Origin of the sequence: Bradyrhizobium neotropicale, from assembly GCF_001641695.1 — a bacterium.
GTDB classification, from domain to species: domain Bacteria; phylum Pseudomonadota; class Alphaproteobacteria; order Rhizobiales; family Xanthobacteraceae; genus Bradyrhizobium; species Bradyrhizobium neotropicale.
Genome location: NZ_LSEF01000098.1, coordinates 13,157 through 38,692 on the forward strand (window position 1 = coordinate 13,157; position 25,536 = coordinate 38,692).

Consider the following 25,536-nt stretch of genomic DNA (forward strand, 5'->3'; position numbering starts at 1 on the left):
TGCGGCGACATACCCGGCGTCGTCCCTGGCGAAAGCCAGAGATCGTAGGGTGGGCAAAGGCGCGCTCTTCGCGCGCCGTGCCCACCATCCTTGTCGCGAGAGCATGGTGGGCACGCTGCGCTTTGCCCACCCTACGACGGCTACGACGGTGGTGTTTGATGCCGCAGAGTACCCTCACTCCACCCCGATCGTGGTCAGATCCTGGAACCAGTGCTGCGCCTGGACGAACTGCTTGATCCTGGGCGCCAGCGCGTGCGGGTTGGTGTCGTGGACGACCCACACCAGCACGGAATCGTCGACGATCAGGGCATGCGCCTGCGCGATCAGATCGTCCTGCTTGGCGGTGTCGAAGGTCTGCTTGGCCTCGTTGATCAGGGCGTCGACCTTCGGGTTCTTGTAGCCGCCCCAGTTGACGCCGACCGGCGCGATCTGGTCGGAGGCGAAGAAGCGCACGATGGCGTAGAGCGGGTCGGAGGTGACATAGGCGATGTTGTTGGCGGTGATGCCGGCGTTCATTTCGTCAGCCGCGCCCTTGCGCCAGTGCGTGTATAACGTCTCGAGCTCGACGACCTTGAAGTCGATGTCGATGCCGATCTCCTTGAAACTCTGCTGCAGGAATTCGTTCATCGGCAGCGACAGCATCTGCCCGGTGCCGCCTTGCGCGATGATGAAGGTCGTCTTCAGCGGCTTGTCCTTGGAGTAGCCGGCCTCCTCGACCAGCTTCTTGGCCGCTGCGAGGTCGTACTTGATGTCGAAGCCCGGCTTGCCGAACCACGGGCTCGACGGGTCGACCTGGCCTTTTGCGGGCTTGGCGAGGCCGTTCATCAGCCCGACCACGCCCTCGCGGTCGATCGCGAGGTTGAGCGCCTTGCGCAGGCGGATGTCGGTCCAGGGCGAGCCCGGCAGCATGCTGAGATGATAATTCCAGACATGCGGCGTGATGTTGTCGACGATCTTCATGCCGGCGGCCTTGAGCTGTGGCACGGCATCCGGCGCAGGGGTCTCGATCAGGTCGACCTGCCCGGCCAGCAGCGCGTTGGTGCGCGTCAGCGCTTCGGGCATCGGCACCAGCACGATCTTGTCGACCTTCGGAATGCGCGTCTTGTTCCAGTAATCCGGGTTCTTGGTCAACTCAGCAAGCTCGCGCGGCACCAGCTTGGTCAGCTTGAACGGGCCGGTGCCGGAGGGCTGGCTCGCGAACTTGTCCCAGTCCTTGCCGAGCTTTTCGTACTGCGCGGGGCTCGAGACCAGGAACCAGAGCATCTGATAGGGAAAGAAGGAGTCGACCGTCTTGGTGGTGATCTCCACCGTGAAGTCGTCGATCTTGGCGTAGCTGGCGACGGAGGGCAGGCGCGTCTTCACCTGCGCACTCTGGCGCTTGTCGAATTGCGGCGCCTTGTCGTTGAGCACCTTGTCGAGATTCCAGATCACCGCGTCGGCATTGAACTCGCTGCCGTCGTGAAATTTCACGCCCTTGCGCAAGGTGAAGCGCCATTTGGTCTTGTCGCTGTCGTCGACCTTCCACTCGGTGGCGAGCCCCGGCACCAGCTTGCCGGGGCGGTCGGCGACGTCCATCTCCCAGGCGACCAGCGGATCGTAGATCGTGTAGGCCGTGAACTGATAGGCGCCGGCGCCGCGATCGGGCTGGCCGGTCGTCAGCGGAATATCCGCCATCGAAATGCCGTAGCGCACCACGGTTTCGGCGCGCGCCGAGATTGCAGAGAACGCCAGTGCAAGCACGGCGAGGCAAATCGATGATCGGATACGCATGGCCCAAGGCTCCCAGGGAGAAATCGGGGCCAAACCTGCAAGCTCGATGCCAGAATAGGCAGCGCGACGCGTTTAGCAGCGCGCGATCACAAGGACTTGTCGTCGCAGGGGCAATTTGCAGAATAAGTTTCCCCATTGGCATGGCCATTGCATACGATTGCATCAAAAATAGTCATCGAAAGCCGGAAAAGGATTGAGGCGATGCTTATCAAGACGACTCCAACTCGCGCGGCGCTGATCGCGTTGCTGGCGCTCGGCACCGCGGCCGCATGGCCGCGCGTGGCCGGTGCCGAAACCGTGCTGCGCATCGGCATGACCGCTGCCGATATTCCGCGCACGCTCGGCCAGCCCGACCAGGGTTTTGAGGGCAACCGCTTTACCGGCCTCACGATGTATGACGGGCTCACCGGGTGGGACCTGTCGTCCGCCGACAAGGCGAGCGTGGTGATCCCCGGCCTTGCCACCGAGTGGAAGGTCGACGATGCCGACAAGACCAAGTGGATCTTCAAGCTGCGTCCCGGCGTCACCTTCCATGACGGCTCGCCGTTCAACGCCGACGCCGTGGTGTGGAATGTGGAGAAGGTGCTGAAGCAGGACGCGCCGCAGTTCGATGCGAGCCAGGTCGGCGTCACCGCCTCACGCATGCCGACGCTCGCCTCCGCGAAGAAGATCGACGACATGACGGTCGAGCTCACCACCAAGGAGCCCGACAGCTTCCTGCCGATCAACCTCACCAATCTCTTCATGGCGAGCCCGGCGAAGTGGCAGGCCTTCTATGACAAGGCCGAAGGCGCCGACGCCAAGGCGAAGTCGCAGGCCGCCTGGACCGCGTTCGCCAAGGATGCCTCGGGCACAGGCCCGTGGAAGATGGCGAGCTTCACGCCGCGCGAGCGGCTCGAGCTCGTGAAGAACGCCAGCTATTGGGACAAGGCTCGCGTGCCCAAGGTCGACAAGATGGTGCTTCTGCCGATGCCGGAACCCAACGCGCGCACTGCGGCGCTGCTCTCCGGCCAGGTCGACTGGGTCGAGGCGCCGGCGCCGGATGCGCTGCCCGAGCTCAAGCAGCGCGGCTTCAAGCTCTACGCCAACGAGCAGCCGCACGTCTGGCCGTGGCAGTTCTCGCGTGTCGAGGGCTCGCCCTGGAACGACATCCGCGTGCGCAAGGCTGCAAACCTCTGCGTCGATCGTGAAGGTCTCAGGGACGGCCTGCTCGCCGGCCTGATGGTGCCGGCGACCGGCACCTTCGAGCCCGGCCATCCCTGGCGGGGAAAGCCGACCTTCGAGATCAAATACGACAAGGCTGCCGCGCAAAAACTGATGCAGGAGGCCGGCTTTGGTCCGAATAAGAGGCTGGCGGTGAAGATCCAGACCTCGGCGTCCGGCTCGGGCCAGATGCAGCCGCTGCCGATGAACGAATATCTGCAGCAGGCGCTGGCCGAATGCTACTTCGATGTGCAGCTCGACGTCATCGAGTGGAATACGCTGTTCACCAACTGGCGCCGCGGCGCCAAGGATCCAACCGCCAACGGCTCGAACGCGACCAACGTCACCTATGCGGCGATGGACCCTTTCTTCGCGCTGGTGCGATTCCTGCAGTCGAGCATGGCACCGCCGGTGTCGAACAATTGGGGCTTCATCAACAATCCCAAGTTCGATGAGCTGGTGAAGAAGGCGCGGCAGACCTTCGATCCCGCCGCGCGTGACGCTGCGCTCGCCGAGCTGCACGCCGCCTCCGTCGACGATGCAGCCTTCCTCTACGTCGCCCATGACGTCGGCCCCCGCGCCATGAGCCCGAAGGTGACCGGCGTCGTGCAGCCGAAGAGCTGGTTCATCGACTTCTCGCCGGTCTCGATCGCGCAGTAGTTCGAGCAACGCACTCGGTGCACCCTCTCCCCTTATGGGAGAGGGTGGCTTCGCGAAAGCGAAGCCGGGTGAGGGGTCTGTTTCCGCGGATGCCCCTCACTCCTGCGAATGACCGTAGTCGCGGATAGAACCCCTCATCCGGCTCGCTCAGGAGCGCAATTGCGCTCCAGAGCGAGCCACCTTCTCCCACAAGGGGAAGGAAGAAAGAACCAAACGTGCTCGCCTATATCGCCAGACGCATCGTCTACGTCGTCCCGATCATCATCAGCGTGGCGCTGGTGTGTTTTCTGCTCGTGCACATCACGCCGGGCGATCCGCTGGTGGCCGTGCTGCCGGCCGACGCGTCGCAGGAGCTCGCGGCGCAGCTTCGCGCCGCCTACGGCTTTGACCGGCCGCTGCCGGTGCAGTTCGGCCTCTGGCTGCTGCGCGCGCTGCATGGTGATCTCGGCAATTCCATCGCGACGGGGCGGCCCGTGCTGGCCGAAGTCATGCGCGCGGTCGGCAACACCGTCACGCTCGCCATTGCGGCGGCCATCATCGGCTTCACGATGGGCATCCTGCTCGGCCTGATCGCCGGCTATTTCCGCGAGACCTGGATCGACAAGCTGGCGACGTCCTTTGCCATCGCCGGCGTCTCGGTGCCGCATTACTGGCTCGGCATGCTGCTCGTCATCATCTTCTCGGTCGAGCTGAACTGGTTGCCCGCGGTCGGCGCCGGTCCCGGCGGCTCCGGCGCATGGGCCTGGGACTGGGCGCATCTGAAATATCTGGTGCTGCCGGCGATCACGACGTCGGTGATCCCGATGGGCATCGTCACCCGCACGGTGCGCGCGCTCACCGGCGACATTCTCTCGCAGGACTTCGTCGAGGCGCTGCGGGCAAAAGGCCTGCACGAGCGAGGGGTGTTCCGCCACGTCATCAAGAATGCCGCGCCGACTGCGCTCGCGGTGATGGGCTTGCAACTCGGCTACATGCTCGGCGGCTCGATCCTGATCGAGACCGTGTTCTCCTGGCCGGGCTCGGGCTTCCTGTTGAATTCGGCGATCTTCCAGCGTGACCTGCCGCTGCTGCAGGGCACGATCCTGGTGCTGGCGCTGTTCTTCGTCTTCCTCAATCTGCTGGTCGATATCGCGCAAGCCGCGATCGACCCGCGCATCAAGCGGGGCTAGCGGGATGAGATTGAGCCCAGCTGTAGCCGCGAAGGCAGTGCGCTCCCTCCCCCGCCTGCGGGGGAGGGTTGGGGAGAGGGTGTCTCCGCATTCGAGAATCCCCAAGAGGAGAGAACCCTCACCCGGCGCTTCGCGCCGACCTCTCCCGCAAGCGGGAGAGGTGCACCGCGTCCTCGGCTTGCATCGATTGAACCAATACCTGCCGGGAGCCGGACGATGAGCGAGCTTCCGCTGTCCGCGATGAACGAGGCTGCGCTCCAGGCGGCGCCGGCGACCAAGGCGCGCGGCTATTGGGCGACCGTCGGCCGCCGCATCCTGCGCGACAAGGTCAGCATGGCCTGCGCGCTGGTGCTGCTCTTGATCTTCCTCTCCGCGCTGCTCGCGCCGTGGCTGGGCCTGGAGGATCCCTACAAGGGCTCGATGATCCGCCGTCTCCGTCATATCGCGACACCGGGCTATCCGCTCGGCACCGACGAGCTCGGCCGCGACATGCTGGCGCGGTTGATCTATGGCGGGCGGCTGTCGCTCGTCATCGGCATCCTGCCCGTGATCCTCGCCTTCGGCATCGGCACCTCGCTCGGCATCATTGCCGGCTATGTCGGCGGCAGGCTCAACACCGCGATCATGCGCACGGTCGACGTGTTCTACGCCTTTCCTTCCGTGCTACTGGCGATTGCGATCTCCGGCGCGTTGGGCGCCGGCATCCTCAACTCCATCGTCGCGCTGACCATCGTGTTCGTGCCGCAGATCACCCGTGTCGCCGAGAGCGTCACCACCGGCGTGCGCAACATGGACTTTGTCGAAGCCGCGCGCGCTTCCGGCGCAGGCCCCTTCACGATCATGCGCGTGCACATTCTCGGCAACGTGCTCGGCGCGATCTTCGTCTATGCCACCAGCCTGATCTCGGTCTCGATGATCCTGGCCGCCGGGCTCTCCTTCCTCGGCCTCGGCACCAAGCCGCCGGAGCCGGAATGGGGGTTGATGCTGAACACGCTGCGCACCGCGATCTACGTCAATCCCTGGGTCGCGGCGCTTCCCGGCGCGATGATCTTCGCGGTCTCGATCTGCTTCAATCTGCTCTCGGACGGCCTGCGCAGCGCCATGGACATCAGGAACTAGGCCATGAGCGAGACCATCACCCCTTTCGAAATGCTCGAGCCGGTCGAAGACCGCGGCGGCGTGGCGCAGCCGCTGTTGCAGGTCAACGGCCTCACAAAACATTTTCCGGTTCGCGGCGAGCTGTTCAGCGCCAAGCGCACCGTGCGCGCCGTCGACAACGTGTCCTTCTCCGTCGCCAAGGGCGAGACCGTCGGCATCGTCGGCGAGTCCGGCTGCGGCAAGTCGACCACCGCGCGGCTGTTGATGCATCTGATGCCGCGCGATGCCGGCGACATCATCTATGACGGCATGACCGTCGGCCAGTCGCTCTCCCTGCACGAATTGCGCAGGGGCATGCAGATGGTGTTCCAGGATTCCTATGCCTCGCTCAATCCGCGCCTGACGATCGAGGAGTCGATCGCCTTCGGCCCCAAGGTCCACGGTATGGCCGACGCTGCGGCGCGCGCGCTCGCGCGCGAGCTGCTCGGCAAGGTGGGATTGCGACCGGAGAACTTCGCCAACCGCTATCCGCATGAGATCTCCGGCGGCCAGCGCCAGCGCGTCAATATCGCGCGTGCGCTGGCACTGTCGCCGCGGCTGGTGATCCTGGACGAGGCCGTCTCCGCGCTCGACAAATCGGTCGAGGCGCAGGTGCTCAACCTGCTCGCCGACCTCAAGCGCGAGTTCGGCCTGACCTATCTCTTCATCAGCCACGACCTCAACGTGGTGCGCTACATCAGTGATCGCGTGCTGGTGATGTATCTCGGCGAGGTGGTCGAGCTCGGCCCGGTCGACCAGGTCTGGGACCGGCCGGCGCATCCCTATACGCGTGCGCTGCTCGCCGCGATGCCGTCGTCCGATCCCGACAGGCGCACCGAGAAGCCGCCGATCACGGGCGATCCGCCCAATCCGATCGATCCGCCCCCGGGCTGCCGCTTCCACACCCGTTGCCCGTTTGCGGAGCCGCTCTGCGCAAATGCTACACCAAAGCTCACCGCGCTCGATAAGATGGGCCACGAGGCCGCGTGCTACATGGCGATTCCGGGTTCAGGCCATAGCCGTGCGCCGACGGAGGAAATGGCATGACGAGACCAACGACAAGAGAAATCATGGCGGCGGCGCAGGTCGCCGGTGTTCCCGTGGAAGACGAGATCGCGACGCGCATCTCCAATTCGATCGGCCCTGCTTTCGACGGCTTCGCCGCCATTGCCGGCACGCTGCCGTTCGATCTCGAGCCGGCGCTCTACGTGGTCGCGCAGAACGCCAAGGTTTCGAAATGAGCACTGAGCCCGCCTTGATGACGCTCACCGAGGTCGCGCGCGCGATCGCGATGAAGCAGGTGTCTTCGCATGAGGTGACGCGCGCCCTGCTGCATCGCATCGCGCAGTGGCAGCCGCATCTCAACGCCTTCATGTCGATCGAATCGGAGGCTGCGCTGAAAGCGGCCGATGCTGCCGACGCTCAACTGGCCAACGGCGAAGTACGCGGGCCGCTGCACGGCGTGCCGCTTGCGCACAAGGACATGTATTACGATGCCGGCAAGGTCGCGACCTGCGGCTCGCTGATCCGCCGCGACTTCGTTGCCACCACCACATCGACCGCCCTGCAGCGGCTGAAGGACGCCGGCCAGATCCGGCTCGGCACGCTGCATCTTGCCGAATTCGCCTATGGCCCGACCGGCCACAACAGCCATTACGGCCCGGTGTGCAACCCCTGGAATGTCGCGCACATCACCGGCGGCTCCTCGTCGGGCTCCGGCTCGTCGGTCGCGTCGCGGCTCACCTATGCGGCGCTCGGCTCCGACACCGGCGGCTCGATCCGCATGCCCGCGCATTTCTGCGGCGTCACCGGGCTCAAGACCACCTGGAGCCGCGTCAGCCGCGCCGGTGCGATGCCGCTGTCGCAATCGCTCGATACGGTCGGCCCGCTCGCCCGCACCGCCGAGGACTGCGCGCTGCTGCTGGCCTTGATGGCCGGCCCCGATCCGGAGGATCCGACCGCGAGCCACGAGCCCGTCTCGGACTACGTCGCCGCGACGAAGGGTTCGCTCAAGGGCCTGAAGATCGGCGTGCCCGCCTCGTTCTACGTCGACGATCTCGACAGCGAGGTCGCGCGTGTCCTCGACGAGACCATCGCGGTGCTCAAGCGCGAGGGCGCCGACATCGCCAAGGTCGAGTTGCCGGACCAGCGGCAATTGTCCGCGGCCAGCCAGCTCGTGCTCGCCGCCGAGGCCGCCGCCTTCCACAAGCGCTGGATGATCGAGCGTCCGCAGGATTATGGCCCGCAGGTCCTGATGCGGCTTCAGAACGGGCTCGCCGTCCCCGCCATCACCTATCTCGAGGCGATGCGCTGGCGCGGGCCTGCGCTTGCCGCGCACAACGCGGCGACCGCCGGCGTCGATGCGGTGATCGCGCCGGCTTCACCGGTGCCGGCGCCGACGATCGCGGAGAGTGACGTCGGCGGCGGACCGAACGCGCCGGCGCTGTTGCAGCGGCTGACGCTGTTCACTCGCCCGGTGAACTATCTCGGCCTGCCGTCGCTGACGGTTCCGTCCGGCTTCACCAAAAGCGGCCTGCCGATCGGCATGCAGCTCATCGGCCGCTCCTTCGATGAAGCGACCTTGCTCACCATCGGCGCCGCATTCCAGCGCGTGACCGATTACCACGACCGGGTACCAAAACTGCCGTCATGACAAAGCTTGTCGAGATATCAGGCCTCAACATCCGCTTCACTGGCGAGCGCACGGTCTTTGCCGTGAACGATCTCAATCTCTCGCTCGGCAACAGCGAGGTGCTGGGCCTGCTCGGCGAGTCCGGTTCGGGCAAGAGCGTGACGCTGCGTGCGCTGATGCGGCTGTTGCCGCGGAAACGCACGCAGATATCGGGCACGGTCAATGTGATGGGCCGCGACGTGCTCGCCATGAACGACGAGGAGCTTTCGTCCTTCCGTGGCCAGACCGTCTCGATGATTTTTCAGGAGCCCGCGCTCGCGCTCGATCCGGTCTACACGATCGGCGCGCAGATCGCCGAAAGCGTCGTGCGCCACGAGGGCAAGAGCTTTGCGGAGGGCAGGGCGCGCGCTCTCGAAATGCTCGAGGTCGTGCGCATCCCATCGGCAAAACGCCGGCTCGACGCCTATCCGCATGAGATGTCCGGCGGCATGCGCCAGCGCGCCATGATCGCGCTGGCGCTCGCCTGCCGGCCCAAGATCCTGCTCGCGGACGAGCCGACCACGGCGCTCGACGCCACCGTGCAGATCCAGATCCTGTTGCTGCTGCGCGAATTGCAGCGCGAGTTCGGAATGTCCGTCATCTTCGTCACCCATGACATCGGCGTCGCGATCGAGATCTGCGACCGCGTCGCGGTGATGTATGCCGGCCAGATCGTGGAGCAGGGCAGCCTGCGCGACATCGTCCGCGCGCCGATGCATCCCTATGCCCGGGGCCTGCTCGCCTCCACCATCCATGGCGCCAAGCGGGGACAGCGGCTCGAGACCATCCCCGGCACGCCGCCCTCGCTGGCGGAAAAGCCGCACAACTGCTCCTTCGCCCCCCGCTGCGCCGCCGCTCAGCCGCGCTGCCTGGCGCAACTGCCGCCGAATGTGGAGGTGGGGCCGGGCCGGGCGGCCAGGTGTGTGCTGGCGGAGAAGGTGACGGCCGGCGCGTAGTGCTCTCTTGTTGATGTGGAGTTAGCTGCGGCCACGCGCACACTGCGCTCCCTCCCCCGCAAGGGGGGAGGGAATGAGAGAGCAGCGCGCCCCTGACAGTGAGTGCACTCCTCACTTCGTGCGCGCCTCAATTCGAAAATCTTCTGCGCCTGCACCGAGTTGTCACGATTGACCGGGCGCATCTCGTCCGGCGCCGTTCTACTTTGCATGGGGTTGTTTTCGCGTTTTTTGTCGAAGTGCCGCGACCGGAGCGGAGGGGTTAACGGCATTCAGACCCCGTTCATCCCGGTTCCCGTTCCATGCCCCCCGTTCATGGAGAGGGACTTCAACTTATGTACATTTCTGGCCAAAGCCTCATCGTCATCCTGTTCGTCGGCCTGGTTGCCGGCTGGCTTGCTGGCAAGGTGGTCCGCGGAAGCGGGTTCGGCATCATCGGCGACATCGTGATCGGCATCGCCGGCGCGTTTGTCGCGAGCTTCCTGTTCCCGAAGCTCGGCATCCATCTTGGCGTCGGGATGGTCTCGGAGATCATCTATTCCGCCATCGGCGCCATCATCCTGCTGCTGGTGGTGCGTCTGGTGCGCGGTGGCGGCCGGCTCTAGCGGGAGGCTCAACACGTCGGAACTCCAACGCCTCTCCCCAAGCTGGGGAGAGGCGTTAAGCTTGCAAGAAAAAGCCGTATCCCTGTGAGATTCCGGACTTGCGCAGGTGCGCGGTCGGGGTAGATGATGAGCCATCAGTTTCGAGGATCAATTCGACGGCGTTGGGCGAGCGCCGAAAACACAATATTAATCCGGGTCAAGTAGCCCTGAAATTGCTTTTTAAAACAGGGGCTTCGCCCGTTACCCGAAAGAGATCAGACTGATGGCAGCCGTTCCCGGCTTTCGCCGTTCAGAGCTCGGTGAAGCGCTGCGCGCCTGTCGCTCGGCGTTCATCGGCGTTGGCCTGATGAGCTGCATGATCAACCTGCTCTATCTGACCGGGTCGATCTTCATGCTCGAGGTCTATGACCGCGTGCTGCCGAGCCGCAGCATCCCGACCCTGGTCGGCCTGATCATCCTGGCTGGCGGCCTCTATATCGCGCAGGGCGTGCTCGACATGATCCGCGGGCGCATCCTCGGGCGGGTCGGCACCGCGCTCGACGAAGCGCTCAACAAGCGCGTGTTCGACACCATCGTTCGCCTGCCGCTCCTGGTCGGCGGCCGCAATGAGGGACTGCAGCCGCTCCGCGACCTCGACAATGTCCGCTCCTTCCTCGGCGGCATGGGACCGAGCGCGTTCTTCGACCTGCCCTGGCTGCCGCTCTATCTCGCCATCTGCTTCGCCTTCCACGTCTTGATCGGCGTGACCGCGCTGGTCGGCGCCATCATTCTGGTCGGGCTGACGCTGGTCACCGAGTTCCTGTCCCGCCAGCCGGCGCGCGAGGCGATGGGGCTCGCCGCGCAGCGCAACGATCTCGCCCAGTCCAGCCGCCGCAACGCCGAGGTGCTGGTGTCGATGGGCATGGCCGGCCGGCTGAACCAGCGCTGGAGCGAGGCCAACGAAAAATATCTCGCCGGCAATCAGCGCGCGAGCGACGTCGCCGGCGGTCTCGGTGCGGTCGCAAAAGTGCTGCGCATGATGCTGCAATCGGCCGTGCTCGCGGTCGGTGCCTATCTCGTCATCCACCAGGAAGCGACCGCGGGCATCATCATCGCCGGCTCGATCCTGTCCGCGCGCGCGCTGGCGCCGGTTGATCTGGCGATCGCGCACTGGAAGTCCTTCGTCGCCGCCCGCCAGAGCTGGCACCGCCTGAGCCGGCTGCTGGAGCAGATGCCGGCGCAGACGATGCCGACGCAGTTGCAGGCACCTACCAGCCGGCTGTCGGTCGAAGGTGTCTCCATCGTGCCGCCGGGCGATCAGCGCCTGATCGTGCAGGACGCCACCTTCGCGCTGACCGCGGGCAATGGTCTCGGGGTGATCGGGCCGAGCGGCTCCGGCAAGTCGTCGCTGATCCGCGCGCTCGTCGGCGTTTGGCAGCCGGTCCGCGGCAAGGTGCGGCTCGACGGCGCCGCGCTCGACCAATGGTCGTCGGATGCGCTCGGCCGCCATATCGGCTACCTGCCGCAGGACGTCGAACTGTTCGGCGGCACCATCGCGCAGAACATCAGCCGCTTCGATCCCGAGGCGACGTCGGACGGCATCATCGCCGCGGCGAAAGAGGCCGGCGTGCACGAGATGATCATCAAGATGCGCGAGGGCTACAACACGCAAGTCGGCGAGCAGGGCGCCGCCCTCTCCGCCGGCCAGGCGCAGCGCGTCGCGCTGGCGCGCGCGCTCTACGGCAATCCGTTCCTGATCGTGCTCGACGAGCCCAATTCCAACCTCGACACCGAGGGTGACGAGGCGCTGACCCGAGCGATCCGCTCGGCGCGCGAACGCGGCGCCATTGTCATCGTCGTGGCGCACCGGCCGATCGGCGTCGAGGCGGTCGACCAGATCCTGGTGCTGCGCGATGGCAAGGTGCAGGCCTTCGGTCCCAAGGAGCAGGTGCTTGCCCAGGTGCTCCAGCCCCGTGTTGCGCCGCCGGCGCCGATCAAGATCGTCAGCGAAGGCGGGGTGACCAAGCCATGAGCGCAGCGGGAAACCTGCCATGAGCGCAGCGGGAAACCTGTCATGAGCACGATGACGATTGGCGGCGTGAAGGGCGCGGAGAAACAGGGCGTACGGCACTCGATCAGGTTCCACCTGATCCTCGGGCTGTCGATCGTGCTGTTCCTCGCCTTCGGGCTCGGCGGCTGGGCGTCGACGGTGCTGATTTCGGGCGCACTGATCGCGCCCGGGCAGGTCGTCGTCGAATCCAACGTCAAGAAGGTGCAGCATCCGACCGGCGGCGTGGTCGGCGAGCTGCGGGCCCGCGACGGCGACGTGGTCAAGGCCGGCGACATCGTCGTGCGGCTCGACGACACCGTCACCAAGGCGAACCTCGCCATCGTCACCAAGAATCTCGATGCAGCGCTGGCGCGTGCGGCCCGGTTGCAGGCCGAGCAGCGCGCTCTCGACAAGATCGAGTTCCCGCAGTCATTGCTCGATCGTGCCGCCGATCCCGACGTCAGGACGCTGGTCGCCAGCGAAAGCAAGCTGTTCGACGTCCGTGTCAACGGCCGTGCCGGCCAGAAGGCGCAGCTCCGCGAGCGCATCCAGCAGCTCAACGAGGAAATCGAAGGTCTTGCCGCGCAGGAAAAGGCCAAGGACAAGGAAATCGCCCTGGTGCAGCAGGAGCTCACCGGCGTTCGCGATCTCTACGACAAGCACCTGGTGCAGCTTTCGCGCCTGACCACGCTTGAGCGCGACTCCGCCCGCCTCAACGGCGAGCGCGCGCAATACATCGCCTCGCGGGCGCAGGCCAAGGGCAAGATCACCGAGACCGAGCTCCAGATCATCCAGGTCGACAAGGACATGGTGAGCGAGGTCTCCAAGGATCTGCGCGAGACCAACGACAAGATCGGCGAGCTGATCGAGCGCAAGGTCACCGCGGAGGATCAGCTCCGCCGCGTCGACATCCGCGCGCCGCAGGACGGCATGGTGCTGCAATCGACCGTGCACACGGTCGGCGGCGTCGTCACCGCCGGCGACACTCTGATGCTGATCGTGCCGCAGGCCGACGACCTCCAGGTCGAGGCCAAGGTCAATCCGGTCGATATCGACAAGCTCCAGGTCGGCCAGAAGACGCTGCTGCGCCTCTCCGCCTTCAATCAGCGCACCACGCCCGAGCTCAACGGCGTCGTCAGCCGCGTCTCGCCCGACGTCACCACCGATCAGCGCACCGGCCAGAGCTACTACACCATCCGCGTCTCGATGCCGGCCGAAGAGGTCGCCCGCCTCGGCGACGTCAAGCTGATCCCCGGCATGCCGGTCGAGGCCTTCGTCCAGACCGGCGACCGCACCATGCTGTCCTACCTGATGAAGCCGCTGCACGATCAGCTCATGCGGGCGTTCCGCGAGAAGTGACGCGCGAAAGCGCGTCATCCCGGAGCGCGCTTGGCGTGCATCCGGGATCTCGATCCACAGTTTCGGTCCCGTAGGGTGGGCAAAGGCGCGTAGCGCCGTGCCCAGCATTCACCTCCTGATATTTGAAAGGGTGGGCACGCTTCGCTTTGCCCACCCTACGACAGCTTCCACTCGTCATTGCGAGCGCAGCGAAGCAATCCAGGCTATCTCCGCGGAGAGATTTCCGGATTGCTTCGCTGCGCTCGCAATGACGGCGTCGCCATCTTCTTGCTATACTCCGACACCAAGCGGCTCTTCAAAGCAACTGGCGCAAAAATGCATCCCATCCCGATCCAATCCCCGCCGTCCATCGCCACCGAAGCCTTCACCGATGCGGCAGCGGCCGTTGCCCGCCTCGAAGAAATCTACGAACGCAACACAAGATTCCTGCGCGAACGGTTCGAGGCCTATGTTGGCGGCGAGGCGATCACGACGCATATGCGCGCCTACTATCCCTTCGTCCGTATCACCACCGCGACCTATGCGCGGCTCGATTCGCGTCTCTCCTACGGCTTCGTCGCCGGACCCGGCGTGCATGAAACCAGCGTGACGCGTCCCGATCTGTTCCGGAGCTATCTGACCGAGCAGATCGGCCTGTTGATCCAGAATCACGGCGTGCCCGTCGAGATCGGCGAATCCGGCGAGCCGATCCCGATCCACTTCGCCTATCGCCGCGACATCAACATCGAAGCAGCCATTTCCACCAGCGAGAAGTCGCCGGTAATGCGGTCGCTGCGCGACGTGTTCGACGTGCCTGATCTCGCCACCATGGACGATGCGATCGCCGACGGCACGTTCGAGCTGGAGCCCGGCCTGCCTGAACCGCTCTCCCTGTTCCGGGCCGCCCGCGTCGATTATTCGCTGCGGCGGCTCTATCACTACACGGGCACCGATCCCGAGCATTTCCAGAATTTCGTGATCTTCACGAACTACCAGTTCTATGTCGATGCCTTCGCGCAGCTCTGCCAGCAGCGGCTGCAATCCGGCGAGGCCGGCCTCGACGCTTTTGTGGCGCCGGGCAATTTGATCACGCGCAATGGCGGCGCGATGACCGGGGTTGCGCCCGAGCGCACGCCGCAGATGCCGGCCTTCCATCTCGTCATGCCCGGCTATCGCGGCATTTCCCTGATCAACATCGGCACCGGTCCGTCGAACGCGCGGAACGTCACCGACCACGTCGCCGTGCTGCGTCCGCATGCCTGGCTCATGCTCGGCCATTGCGCGGGCCTGCGCAATACGCAGCGGCTCGGCGACTATGTGCTCGCCCATGGCTATGTGCGCGAGGATCACGTGCTCGATCGCGAGCTGCCACTGTGGGTGCCGATCCCGGCGCTGGCCGAGATGCAGGTCGCGCTCGAAGAGGCGGTCGAAGATGTCACTGGCCTCGAAGGCTTCGAGCTCAAGCGCTTGATGCGCACGGGCACCGTTGCGAGCGTCGACAATCGCAACTGGGAGATCAGCGGGCCTGCGGTGATCCGCCGCCTGTCGCAGTCGCGCGCGGTGGCGCTCGACATGGAATCGGCGGCGATTGCGGCCAACGGCTATCGCTTCCGCGTCCCCTACGGCACCTTGCTCTGCGTCTCCGACAAGCCGTTGCACGGCGAGATCAAGCTTGCGGGCATGGCGAGCGAGTTCTACCGCCGCCGCGTCGGCCAGCATCTCGAGATCGGGCTGAAGGCGCTGGAGCGGCTGAAGCAGCAGGAATCGGAGCGGCTGCATTCGCGCAAGCTCCGCAGCTTCGCCGAGGTGGCGTTCCAGTAGCGTGTCTATCGCGCAGGATGGAAGGACAGGAGAACTGTCGTACGAACGCTGACGTCTCCGTGAGAACAGCGTCCCGGAATATCGCTGCCGCGGCAGTGTTATCAACTCGTCCGGGGCCGCTTCGATCAAGACAGGAGACAGGAATGATCTCAGGGATGATCAGAATCCTCGTGCTGGGCACGTTTGCGGCGGCCCTGTTGGCCTCGCCGACCTTTGCCGCAGGCGGAGGCGGCGGTGGTGGAGGCGGCGGCAGCGGCATCAGTACCAGCGATCCCTATGCCGGCGCCTATGCGACGCCGAGCACCACCACTACCCAGCCGACCTATCCGAGACGTCCGGGAACGAAGGCCAGCAAGGCCAGGAAGCCCAACAACCAGTCCAGTATCGACGATCCGGCATTCGCGGCCGGCTATCGCGTGGCCTATGACACCATCTACGAGCGCAATGATTACGCGGTCGCGATCGAGCAATTGAAGGCGCTCGGCCATGACGATCATCCGAACGTCGCCAACCTGATCGGCTACTCCTATCGCAAGCTCGGCGACTACAAGCAGTCACAGGTCTGGTACGAGCGCGCATTGAAGGCGGATCCGAACCACGTGCTGACCTGGCAGTACTACGGCCTGTGGCAGCTCGAGCAAGGCAATCGCGAGCAGGCGCTCTATCACCTGAGCCGGATCGCGGCCATCTGCGGGACGGATTGCGAGGAGTACAAGTCCTTGGCCGCAGCGCTGGAAAAGCCGACCGGCACGGCGCTCGTCTACTGAGGTGAAGCTGCTGAAGGGAGCGCGTCCGGGCATGCGCTGCTGACGCGCTCCCCATGATTGCGCTGTCCCTTGGATTGCCCTGTCCCTTGGCCCATGGTGACAAGGCGTCAGATTTTCAGCATTGTCCCGCGCGGGGGCGCGAACGGAACAATTGGATGCCGCTGACGCGCGACAAGATCGTGGGCCATGATCTGGAACGGCTGGCCTTTCGTTTCACCATGCTGAACGACGGTGACGTCGTGCAGTGTCAGATCAGCGACGCCGCCATGGACGAGCTGGCGGGCATGGAAGGCACCGAGAGCAGCGCGCGCCAGGCGCAGTTCCTGTCGCTGCGCGAGACCATCGAACGGATCGCGTCAGACCTCTACGACGAGGCACCGCGGGTCCGGGGCCATGTGGTGCGGATTTTCACGCGGCATTTGGAGAGGTAGGCGCGCCCGATCTTCCGCCGTGATCGCCCAGCTTGACCGGGCGAGTATTCCAGAGGCGGTTGTGATTCAATCGATAGGCCTCGGCGTAGTGGATACCCCGGTGCCGGCCCCGCCAAGGCTACGCCGGGCCACAAGGGTGCTCGGCCGCCGAAGCTTCAGCGAAGGCGGCAAGCTGGAGCATGACTGTGGTATATGCGGGATGGTTGTCCCGATTCACTTGAGCCGCGATACAAATCACCGCTCCAAATTCTTCAGCAGCAGCCTCAGCGCCGTTGCCGCAAACGTCTGCATGTTCGCGAGTCGATCCTTGCTGCCGGTCTCCAGCGTCATGACCTCCGCCGCGGGTCCTGCGACCGCCATGCAGCTGGCCAGCGGCATCGCCGTAGCGGTTGCCGGAGGGGCCGGCTGCGCCGGTCTCGGACAGGCCCCAGTCGCAGCCGAAGCGGCCGCGCATCTGCTCGGCGAGAAGTTTCGCGTAAGGCTCCGATGAGGATCGAAAGCCCTTCATGCCGTCATCCGAAATATCCATCAGCACCCGCCGCGCATCGCGCGTATAGACCACGGCGCCCCCGAGGAAATAGGCCGACGCGCCGGGCACTGCGAGCAGGCTTGCCGCGATCAGGCCGCCGGCCGAGGATTCCGCGACCGCGATGGTCTCTTTGCGCGCGATCAATTTCGCTGCGACCTGTTCCGCAATGCCAACGAGCTCTTTCATTTCTTTAGCCTCCCATCCTCGCAACCGAGCTGCGACTTCCTAGCATATGACAGCGGCCTTGGCCGAGTTGCAGGGGGCGGGCAGGCCTGCTTGAATGGTGGACGCAAGACGGCGCGGCGAAGCGCTGCGCAAGGGGAAACGTGAAGAGGAGACGTCATGACGTCCCTGATCGCCGGCGGTGTGGATTGCGACGTGCACCCGGCGGTGCCGCATCTGACGAGCCTGTTGCCCTATCTGAACGACTACTGGCGCGACCAGGTGACGACGCGCGGCATGGTCGACCTCATCTCGCAATCCTATCCGAAGAACTCGCCGATCACGGCGCGCGAGGACTGGCGTCCCGACGCCGGCAAGCCCGGTTCGAGCCTGGAGGACATGCAGCGCCATGTGCTCGATCCCTTCGCGGTCGGCCACGCCATCTGCAATCCGCTCTACGGCGTGCAGATGGTGTTTTCCGAGGACATGCAAGCCGCGTTCTGCCGCGCGCTGAACGACTGGCTGGCGAAGGAATGGCTCGATCGCGATACGCGGCTGCGCGGCTCGATCGTGATCCCCACGCAAAGCATCGAGAAGGCCGTCGCCGAGATCGAGCGTTGCGCGCAGGACCGGCGCTTCGTGCAGGTCTTGATGCTGGTGATGGGCGACACGCCGCTGGGAAAGCGCGCGCTGTGGCCGATCTATGCGGCTGCGGAACGGCTGGACCTTGCCATCGGCGTCCACGCCGGTTCCGCCTATCACAATCCGCCGACCTCGGTCGGCTGGGGTTCCTATCACATCGAGGATTATGTCGGTCAGGCCCAGGCGTTCCAGACCCAGCTCACCAGCCTGATCGTCGAGGGCGTGTTCGCGCGTCATCCGCGGCTGAAAATGGTGATGCTGGAATCCGGAATCTCCTGGCTTCCGCCCTATCTCTGGCGCCTGCACAAGTTCTGGCGCGGCGTGCGAATGGAGACGCCCTGGGTCGACCGCGCTCCGCTGGAAATTGTGCGCAGCAACATCCGTTTCTCATTACAACCATTTGACGCGCCGCCGGAACCAGAGACATTAATTCGCCTGTTTGATCATATGCAGTCCGATGAATTGGTCCTATTCTCCACGGACTATCCGCACTGGCAGTTCGACGGCCAGGATGCGCTGCCCGAAGGTCTGTCCCCCGATCTCGTGCGCAAGATCATGATCGACAATCCGCATGCAACCTATCCCCGCCTGACTTAGCCGCTGCCAAAGGAGGCAAGGCGATGAATATCCAGTTCCGCGAGAGCTCCGAAGCCGCTTCCCCCCTGACCGCAAAAGCCGCGATCGCGGACTGCGACATCCATCCGGCACGCGCGACCCGAACCGAGCTCTATCCCTATCTCGCTAAGCGCTGGCAGCATCATCTCGAGATCTACGGTGTCCATGCCTATCAGGGCATGATGGAAGGCCCGCCCTATCCGAAGGCGCAACCCAACGCTTCGCGTCGCGATGCCTATCCGCCGGAAGGCGGTCCGCAGGGTTCCTCGCTCTCCTTCATGCAGAAGCAGCATCTCGATCCCAACAATGTGCAACTCGGCGTACTCAATCCGCTCAACACCGGGCAGGGCATCCGCAATCACGAGCTCTCGGCAGCTTTGTGCTCGGCGATCAACGACTGGCAGATCGACAAATGGACCAGCAAGGACAAGCGGCTGAGAGCCTCCATCGTCGTCGGCAATGAGGACGGCCTGTCGGCCGCCGCCGAAATCCGCGAGCGCGCCGGCGACAAGAATTTTGTCCAGGTGCTGCTGCTCAGCCGCAATGTCGAGCCGCTGGGTCAGCGCCGCTACTGGCCGATCTATCAGGCCGCGGAAGAGGCGGGGCTGCCAGTCGGCGTGCACGCCTTCGGCTTCGGCGGCAATCCGATCACGCCGTCGGGTTGGCCGAGCTACTACATCGAGGAGATGGTCGGACATTCGCAGTGCCAGCAATCGGCACTGGCAAGCCTCGTGCTCGAAGGCGTGTTCGAGCGCTTCCCGAAGCTGAAGATGGTGATGATCGAGGCCGGCTTCGGCTGGGCGCCGTCACTGGCCTGGCGGCTCGACAAGGTCTGGCAGCGGCTGCGCAGCGAGGTGCCGCACGTGAAGCGGCCACCGTCGGAATATATCCGCGAGCAGGTGTGGTGGACCACGCAGCCGATGGAGGATCCGGAGCGGCGCGAGGATCTGTTCGACGTCATCAAGTGGATCGGCTGGGACCGGCTCCTGTTCGCGACGGACTATCCGCATTGGGACTATGACGAGCCGTCGCGCGTTCTGCCGCCGGGCGTCAGCGAAACCAATCGTGAGGCGTTCTATCGCGACAACGCGCGGAAGCTGTACGGAATCAATTGATGGCGCGTCATGTGATCGCTCCGGTCGATGAGCTCCCGCCCGGTACGCGAAAGTTTTTGGAGATCGACGGCCGGCCGATCGCGGTTTTCAACATCAAGGGCGAATATTTCGGCCTGTTGAACCGCTGCCCGCATCAGGGGGCGGCGCTGTGCGAGGGCCCGTTGATCGGGCTCGCTCGATCAAAAGATCCCGGCGAGATCGAATACACCAAGCTCGGCGAAATCATCCGCTGCCCGTGGCACGGCTGGGAATTCGACGTACGCACCGGCCAATCCTACTGCGATCCCCGCCGCTTCCGCGTGAAAGCGTATCCGGCCCATGTCGAGCCCGGCACGAGCGTGGTGAAGGGCCCGTATGTCGCCGAGACGATCCCCGTGCGGGTCGAGAGCGATTACGTGGTGGTGGAGCTCTAACCCCCACCGTGTAGTCGAACTCTAACCCCATGTCATTCCGGGGCGATGCGACGGGACCGCGCGAAGCGCGGCCCGAGAGCATCGAGCCCGGAATCCATTGGGCCGCAGGAATACTTGGAGAAATGCATTCCGGGCTCGCCTCTTCGAGGCGCCCCGGAATGACGATCAATGGCCGGCCACCGGCTCCGCCACCGGATCATACGTCGCCACCGCCTTGCCGCCGCCGCGGTAGACGGTCGAGGCGGCGATGATGCCGAGCAGGGCAGCGAACATCAGCCAGAAGCCGGGCGAGGCCTTGTCGCCGGTTCTCTCGATCAGCCAGGTCGAGGCGAACGGGGTGAAGGTGCCGAACAGGGCGGCCGCGAGCGCAAAGGCGAGCGAGAAGCAGGTGGTGCGCACATGCGCCGGCACGATCTCGACCAGCGCGCCGAGCATGGTTCCGCTGTAGACGCCGAAATAGAACGAGAACATCATCTCGACCGCTAGCAGCTTGCCGAAGGTTGGCGCCGCCACCAGCCAGTGCAGCGCCGGATAGGCGGTCACGAGCGAGAGGCAGGCGATGGTCAGCAGCACCGGCTTGCGGCCGATGCGATCCGAGAGCGCGCCGCCGACCGGATTCCAGATGAAGTTGGTCACCGCCACCAGCAGCGTGACGAGCAGCGCGTCCTGCGTCGTCAGTTTCAGCACGTTCTTGCCGAAGGTCGGCGTGTACACCGTGACGAAATAGAATGTCGTGGTGGTCAGGATCGCGATCATCATGCCGAGGATGACGATGCGCCAGTTTGCGAGCGCCGAGGAAAACACCTGCGCGGCGGTCGGATGCTTCTTCATCGCCAGGAATTCCGGCGTTTCCTGCAGCGTGCGCCGCAGGAAGAAGATCAGGGGGATGATCAGGCAGCCGACGAAGAACGGGATGCGCCAGCCCCAGGCGGTGACGATGTCGGCGGGCATGACCTCGGAGAGGATGTAGCCGAGGATCGAAGCCACGAAGATCGCGACCTGCTGGCTCGACGATTGGAACGAGGTGTAGAAGCCGCGATTGCCCGGCGTCGAGATCTCAGCGAGGTAGACCGACACGCCGCCGAGTTCGACGCCGGCGGAGAAGCCCTGAAGCAGGCGGCCGAGCAGCACGATGATCGGCGCGGCGATGCCGATGGTCGCGTAACTCGGGCAGAACGCGATCACCACGGTGCCGGCGGCCATGATGCCGAGCGTGACGATCAGGCCCTGGCGGCGGCCGATGCGGTCGATGTATGCGCCGAGCACGATCGCGCCGACCGGCCGCATCAATGCGCCGAGCCAGAACACGCCGAAGGTGTTGAGCAGCGAGGCCGTCTCGTTGGTGGAGGGGAAGAACGCCTTGCCGATCGCGGCGGCATAGAAGCCGAACAGGAAGAAGTCGAACTGCTCGAGGAAATTGCCGCTGGTTGCGCGCAGGATGGCGCCGATGCGCGACTTGATCTCGGGCGGATTGGTTGTGGCTGGTCCAGCCATGGCGTTGCTCCCCTTGAAGGCTTGCCTTGAAGACTCGGCCGGACCGGAACTCATTTTCACGGCAGGCGACAGATTGCTGCGACAATCTGTCATAACCCCTCCCGCGCGGGGCGCTGCGAGTCAACCGATTTTGCTGCGGAAGCCGATTGATTTTTCAGGCTTTATTCTGCGCTGCAGCGACCACCCATTGGCGGAAGGCGGCGAGCTTCGGCGCTTCGCGGCGGCCGTTGGGCGAAACCAGATAGAAGCCGGCATCCGCCGGCAGGGCGATCTTGAAGGGCACCACGAGGCGGCCCTTCGCGATGTCGTCCTGGACGTACGAGGTCCGTCCCATCGCAACGCCCATGCCGTCGATCGCCGCCTGGACTGTCATGAGGGTCATGTCGAAAGTGATGCCGGGCAGCCTCGAAATGCCAGTCGACAGGCCTGCCGCCGTCAGCCAGAGGCGCCAGTCGTCGCTATTGTTGGTGTGCAGCAGCGCGTGCTCCTGCAGATCCTCGGGCCGGCGCAACGGCTTGTCGCCGCGGAGCAGCGACGGGCTGCACACAGGGAACAATTCGTCCGCCATCAGCCAGTCGGCGCGCAGGCCCGCCCACTGGCCTCTCCCGTAGCGGATCGCGGCGTCGACATTGTCGCGCTGGAAATCGACGAGGCTGGTCGAGGTGGTGATGCGAACGTCGACGCCGGGATGTGTCTCCTGGAAATCGGTCAGCCGCGGCAGCAGCCATTTCGCGGCGAGCGAGGCGATCGTCGAGACGGTCAGCACCTTCTCGTCGTCCTTGCGCAGCAGGCGATCGGTCGCGAGCCTGAGATCGTTGAAGGCGGCGCGGACGCCGGGCAGGTAGTCGCGCGCCTCCGGCGTCAGCGCCAGCGCGCGGTTCTGCCGGATGAAGAGGCGGATGCCGAGCTCCTCCTCGAGCCGCCGGATCTGATGGCTGATCGCGGTCTGGGTCACGTTCAGCTCGGCAGCGGCCAGCGTGAAGCTGAGGTGCCGCGCAGCGGCCTCGAACGCCCGCAATCCGTTCAGGGAAGGCAATCTGGCAGTCATTTGGCAGCAGGATGCATGAGCTTAATTCATGCGAAAAGGTACAAATTGTCGTTTGCCGAGGCGTGTTTGCAGGCGGATATTACGGTGGAATTTAGCTCGAGGAGCTGAAAATGTCTACCTGCACCACAAATTCGATGACAAATCATCATGCGCATGGGCTGATCGACCAGATCAGCGAGACCCTGCATGTCTGGCACGAGCGCTACCGGACCCGTCGTGAGCTCGCCCAATGGACCACCCGCGATCTCCAGGACGTCGGCCTGTCCTGGGCTGACGTTGCTTACGAAGCCGACAAACCCTTCTGGCGGGCCTGAACGGCAGCCAGGCCGGCGCCGCCTGATCAGGGGCGCCGGCGGTCCCTTTTTCTCAAGGTGCGTGTCATGAGCACCCTTCGCCTCGACGATCTCAAGCAATATTCGGATACGCTGCGCACTCGCCACGGCGATGCGCTGACCGTGCGCTTCGTCGAACCGCGCGACACCGACGAGCTTCAGCACTATTTCCGCTCGCTTACGACGCGGTCCCGCTACAACCGCTTCTTCGGCGCGATCAGCGAGTTGCCGAAGGGCCTGCTGCACGACTTCCTGCAGGTCGGCGAGCGCGAGCGCTTCACCGTCATCGCGAGCATGATGGTCGATGGCTTCGAGACCATCGTCGCGGAAGCGCGCTACGCCCTCCATGCCGAGAGCTCGACGCTCGAATTCGGCCTGTCGGTCGACGACCGCTGGCAGGGTCACGGCATCGGCACCGCGTTGCTCAAGAATTTGGAATGCCGCGCGGCTGCGCTCGGCGCCGAGCACATGTTCGGCGACACGCTGCGCTCCAACGACACCATGATCTCGCTCGCGCGCAAATCCGGCTTCGCCTTCATCAATCACCCGGACGACTGGAAGCTGGTGCGCTTCGACAAGGAGATCACGGTCGCGCCGAAGGAAATTCCCTGCGCGAGCTGGCATCTCGCCGCTCTTTCCCGTCAGGCCGTAACCCCCTCAGCCTCGGCCTGACCACACTCCAAGCCCGGCCCTGGTGAACCCAGCGCCGGGCATTTTTTTGTCTCTCGTTACTTAGTCGCTCGTGAAATCGGTCGACGTTGCAACCGACCTCCATTCCGCAAGCTCCCTGGCGACGAAGGCATTCTTGGCCTCGATCCGCTCCACCGTGTCGCTGCCGAGCGGCAGCCGCAGCGGCGGATTCTTGGCATCGACCAGCCTCAGGAAGGCCTGCGCCAGCTTGCGCGGATCGCCGCGCTGGCCGTGGTTGACGTCCGCCGCGTGCGCGCGGGTCTTGCCGACGCTGTCGTGATAGTCGTCGATCTGCATCGCGGTACGCGACAGCGAGGTCTCATCGAGGAAGTCGGTGCGGAAGAAGCCCGGCTCGACCACGGTCACCTTGATGCCGAGCGGCGCCGCTTCGGCGGCCAGCGCCTCGCTGAGGCCTTCGACCGCGAATTTGGTCGCACCATAGACGCCCCAGCCGGGAAAGCCCGCGTAGCCTCCGACGGAGGAGATGTTGATGACGTGCCCCGAACGCTCGCGGCGCATATGGGGCAGCACCGCGCGGGTGACGCCGAGCAGGCCGAACACGTTCGTGCCGAACAGCTTCTGCGTCTCCGCGCCGCTCGCCTCTTCGATCGCGCCCAAAAGGCCGTAGCCGGCGTTGTTGACGAGGATGTCGATGCGTCCGAACCGCTTCACCGCCTGGCCCGCCGCTTCATGCGCTTCGGCCTCGCTGGTGACGTCGAGCCGGGTGGCCAGGAGGCGCTCGTGAGCGCCAAGCCGCGCGGTGACGGTCGACGGGTCGCGCGCGGTCGCGACCACGGCGTCGCCCGCCTTGAGCGCTGCCTCGGCGATCAATGCGCCAAATCCGCGGGACGCTCCTGTGATGAACCAGACACGCATGGTGTTGCCCTCTCATTGATGGGGCCGGCGATGTGCCGAACCCGATGGCCACGGTGTAGCGGCTCGCCATAGCTGAGATAATCCGCTATATCTTTGCCAAGCTACTGAGCAAAATTCATCAATGCAGATCGACCCGTCCGACCTCGCGATCTTCCTCGCCATCGCCCGCCACCGCAGCTTTCGGGCGGCGGCGACCGAGCTTGGCGTCACGCCGTCCGCGCTGTCCCATAGCCTGCGCAACATCGAGGAGCGGCTGGGCTTAAGGCTCGCCAACCGCACGACCCGCAGCGTTGCCCTCACCGAGGCCGGCGAGCGGCTGTTTGCCCGCATCTCGCCGGCGTTCCGCGACATCCACGACGCGCTCGAGGACCTCAACAATTTTCGCGGCAAGCCCGCCGGTACGCTGCGGTTCACGGCCGCGCGCCAATCGGCGCAGCTCGTGCTGCTGCCGATCGTGACGCGCTTCCTGAAAGCGTTTCCGGACATCAGCGTCGAGATCATGATCAACGACGCCCTGATCGACATGGTCGCCGCCGGCTTCGACGCCGGCGTGCGCTTTGGCGAGACCATTGCGGCGGACATGATCGCAGTGCCGATCGGGCCGCGGCACCGCTTTGCCGCGGTCGGCTCGCCCGCCTTCTTCAGGGAACACAAGGCGCCGGTCACGCCACACGACCTGAAGGGTCTGCCCTGTATCCGCTACCGCTTCACCAGCGGCGCGCTGTACCACTGGGAATTCGAGCGTGGCGGCATCGAGGTCGATATCGATGTGACGGGACCGCTGACGTTGAACGATCAGGACCTGATGGTCGATGCGGCGCTCGACGGGATTGGGCTTGCCTATGTGTTCGAAGGGCAGGTGGACGCGCTGCTCGCGAAGCGCAAGCTGACCAGAGTGCTCGCCGATTGGTGCCCGGCCTATCCCGGCTTCTTCCTGTATTACCCAAGTCGCCGCCAATTGCCGGCGGCGCTTCGGGCGTTCGTGGATTTTGCACGGACGCCTGCCGTGTAGCCCGGATGTAGCGAAGCGCAATCCGGGATTCTCGGCACGTCGGCTGGTGTCCCG

At 64.9% G+C, this 25,536-nt stretch carries 24 protein-coding genes; 19 read left to right on the top strand and 5 right to left on the bottom strand.

Features of this window, described 5'->3' with window-relative positions; genetic code table 11:
* Nucleotides 1–174 precede the first annotated feature (174 nt).
* Nucleotides 175–1,770, bottom strand: a complete 1,596-nt coding sequence (locus tag AXW67_RS32840) for an ABC transporter substrate-binding protein (protein ID WP_063681264.1) — start codon at nucleotides 1,768–1,770, stop codon at nucleotides 175–177.
* Nucleotides 1,771–1,971: 201 nt separating this feature from the next.
* Between AXW67_RS32840 and AXW67_RS32845 the strand changes: the two genes are divergently transcribed.
* From AXW67_RS32845 to AXW67_RS32905, 13 genes are all read left to right on the top strand, one after another.
* Entirely contained in the window at nucleotides 1,972–3,633 is a 1,662-nt protein-coding gene (locus AXW67_RS32845) for an ABC transporter substrate-binding protein (protein ID WP_063681265.1), read from the top strand.
* A 215-nt stretch (nucleotides 3,634–3,848) separates the two neighbouring features.
* A complete protein-coding gene (locus tag AXW67_RS32850) occupies nucleotides 3,849–4,802 on the top strand; it encodes an ABC transporter permease (protein WP_027549621.1) in 954 nt (317 codons plus the stop codon).
* 216 nt (nucleotides 4,803–5,018) lie between these two features.
* Nucleotides 5,019–5,921, top strand: a complete 903-nt coding sequence (locus AXW67_RS32855) for an ABC transporter permease (protein ID WP_027549620.1) — start codon at nucleotides 5,019–5,021, stop codon at nucleotides 5,919–5,921.
* Between the two features lie 3 nt (nucleotides 5,922–5,924).
* Nucleotides 5,925–6,986 (top strand): ABC transporter ATP-binding protein, encoded by a 1,062-nt coding sequence (locus tag AXW67_RS32860; RefSeq protein WP_063681266.1) that lies wholly within the window; start codon nucleotides 5,925–5,927, stop codon nucleotides 6,984–6,986.
* Complete coding sequence (locus tag AXW67_RS32865) at nucleotides 6,983–7,180, top strand: hypothetical protein (RefSeq protein WP_063681267.1); 198 nt, start codon at nucleotides 6,983–6,985, stop codon at nucleotides 7,178–7,180. The genes AXW67_RS32860 and AXW67_RS32865 overlap by 4 nt, the downstream gene beginning before the upstream one ends.
* Nucleotides 7,177–8,592 carry an Asp-tRNA(Asn)/Glu-tRNA(Gln) amidotransferase GatCAB subunit A gene (locus tag AXW67_RS32870; RefSeq protein WP_063681268.1) on the top strand — a complete coding sequence of 472 codons (1,416 nt, stop codon included), beginning with the start codon at nucleotides 7,177–7,179 and terminating at the stop codon, nucleotides 8,590–8,592. The genes AXW67_RS32865 and AXW67_RS32870 overlap by 4 nt, the downstream gene beginning before the upstream one ends.
* Nucleotides 8,589–9,566: an ABC transporter ATP-binding protein gene (locus AXW67_RS32875; protein ID WP_063681269.1), complete on the top strand. Its 978-nt coding sequence runs from the start codon at nucleotides 8,589–8,591 to the stop codon at nucleotides 9,564–9,566. Before AXW67_RS32870 ends, AXW67_RS32875 begins: the two co-directional genes overlap by 4 nt.
* A gap of 332 nt (nucleotides 9,567–9,898) precedes the next feature.
* On the top strand, nucleotides 9,899–10,168 hold the full coding sequence (locus AXW67_RS32880) for a GlsB/YeaQ/YmgE family stress response membrane protein (protein WP_027549615.1): 270 nt from the start codon (nucleotides 9,899–9,901) through the stop codon (nucleotides 10,166–10,168).
* A gap of 262 nt (nucleotides 10,169–10,430) precedes the next feature.
* Nucleotides 10,431–12,179, top strand: a complete 1,749-nt coding sequence (locus tag AXW67_RS32885; protein WP_063681270.1) for a type I secretion system permease/ATPase — start codon at nucleotides 10,431–10,433, stop codon at nucleotides 12,177–12,179.
* 42 nt (nucleotides 12,180–12,221) lie between these two features.
* On the top strand, nucleotides 12,222–13,556 hold the full coding sequence (locus AXW67_RS32890) for an HlyD family type I secretion periplasmic adaptor subunit (protein ID WP_063681271.1): 1,335 nt from the start codon (nucleotides 12,222–12,224) through the stop codon (nucleotides 13,554–13,556).
* Nucleotides 13,557–13,871: 315 nt separating this feature from the next.
* Complete coding sequence (locus AXW67_RS32895; protein ID WP_082908127.1) at nucleotides 13,872–15,356, top strand: AMP nucleosidase; 1,485 nt, start codon at nucleotides 13,872–13,874, stop codon at nucleotides 15,354–15,356.
* Nucleotides 15,357–15,499: 143 nt separating this feature from the next.
* Nucleotides 15,500–16,123, top strand: a complete 624-nt coding sequence (locus AXW67_RS32900; RefSeq protein ID WP_063681272.1) for a tetratricopeptide repeat protein — start codon at nucleotides 15,500–15,502, stop codon at nucleotides 16,121–16,123.
* Between the two features lie 155 nt (nucleotides 16,124–16,278).
* On the top strand, nucleotides 16,279–16,554 hold the full coding sequence (locus AXW67_RS32905) for a DUF1488 family protein (RefSeq protein WP_027549610.1): 276 nt from the start codon (nucleotides 16,279–16,281) through the stop codon (nucleotides 16,552–16,554).
* 118 nt (nucleotides 16,555–16,672) lie between these two features.
* Here the strand turns inward: AXW67_RS32905 and AXW67_RS32910 are convergent, their stop codons facing one another.
* Nucleotides 16,673–17,269 (bottom strand): CinA family protein, encoded by a 597-nt coding sequence (locus AXW67_RS32910; protein WP_245315799.1) that lies wholly within the window; start codon nucleotides 17,267–17,269, stop codon nucleotides 16,673–16,675.
* A 156-nt stretch (nucleotides 17,270–17,425) separates the two neighbouring features.
* On the opposite strand from AXW67_RS32910, the gene AXW67_RS32915 reads away from it, so the two are divergent.
* From AXW67_RS32915 to AXW67_RS32925, 3 genes are read left to right on the top strand one after another with little or no spacing between them, the layout of a single operon-like run.
* Nucleotides 17,426–18,484 (top strand): amidohydrolase family protein, encoded by a 1,059-nt coding sequence (locus tag AXW67_RS32915; RefSeq protein WP_063681273.1) that lies wholly within the window; start codon nucleotides 17,426–17,428, stop codon nucleotides 18,482–18,484.
* 23 nt (nucleotides 18,485–18,507) lie between these two features.
* The gene (locus AXW67_RS32920; RefSeq protein WP_063681274.1) at nucleotides 18,508–19,617 is read left to right on the top strand and encodes an amidohydrolase family protein; all 1,110 of its coding nucleotides are present in this window, start codon (nucleotides 18,508–18,510) and stop codon (nucleotides 19,615–19,617) included.
* Nucleotides 19,617–20,030, top strand: coding sequence for a Rieske (2Fe-2S) protein (locus AXW67_RS32925; protein WP_063681275.1), 414 nt, complete (start codon nucleotides 19,617–19,619; stop codon nucleotides 20,028–20,030). Before AXW67_RS32920 ends, AXW67_RS32925 begins: the two co-directional genes overlap by 1 nt.
* A gap of 165 nt (nucleotides 20,031–20,195) precedes the next feature.
* Here AXW67_RS32925 and tcuC read toward each other — a convergent pair whose 3' ends face one another.
* Together tcuC and AXW67_RS32935 are read right to left on the bottom strand one after the other, a co-directional pair.
* Entirely contained in the window at nucleotides 20,196–21,524 is a 1,329-nt protein-coding gene (gene tcuC / locus AXW67_RS32930; protein ID WP_063681276.1) for an MFS transporter, read from the bottom strand.
* Between the two features lie 154 nt (nucleotides 21,525–21,678).
* The gene (locus AXW67_RS32935) at nucleotides 21,679–22,572 is read right to left on the bottom strand and encodes a transcriptional regulator GcvA (protein ID WP_063681277.1); all 894 of its coding nucleotides are present in this window, start codon (nucleotides 22,570–22,572) and stop codon (nucleotides 21,679–21,681) included.
* Between the two features lie 110 nt (nucleotides 22,573–22,682).
* On the opposite strand from AXW67_RS32935, the gene AXW67_RS32940 reads away from it, so the two are divergent.
* Nucleotides 22,683–22,886 (top strand): DUF1127 domain-containing protein, encoded by a 204-nt coding sequence (locus tag AXW67_RS32940; RefSeq protein WP_063681278.1) that lies wholly within the window; start codon nucleotides 22,683–22,685, stop codon nucleotides 22,884–22,886.
* A gap of 66 nt (nucleotides 22,887–22,952) precedes the next feature.
* Nucleotides 22,953–23,576: a GNAT family N-acetyltransferase gene (locus AXW67_RS32945; RefSeq protein ID WP_063681279.1), complete on the top strand. Its 624-nt coding sequence runs from the start codon at nucleotides 22,953–22,955 to the stop codon at nucleotides 23,574–23,576.
* A gap of 60 nt (nucleotides 23,577–23,636) precedes the next feature.
* Here the strand turns inward: AXW67_RS32945 and AXW67_RS32950 are convergent, their stop codons facing one another.
* Nucleotides 23,637–24,470 (bottom strand): oxidoreductase, encoded by an 834-nt coding sequence (locus AXW67_RS32950; RefSeq protein WP_063681280.1) that lies wholly within the window; start codon nucleotides 24,468–24,470, stop codon nucleotides 23,637–23,639.
* 121 nt (nucleotides 24,471–24,591) lie between these two features.
* Here AXW67_RS32950 and AXW67_RS32955 point away from each other — a divergent pair, with 121 nt between their 5' ends.
* Nucleotides 24,592–25,482, top strand: a complete 891-nt coding sequence (locus tag AXW67_RS32955) for a LysR family transcriptional regulator (RefSeq protein WP_063681281.1) — start codon at nucleotides 24,592–24,594, stop codon at nucleotides 25,480–25,482.
* Nucleotides 25,483–25,536: the final 54 nt, after the last annotated feature.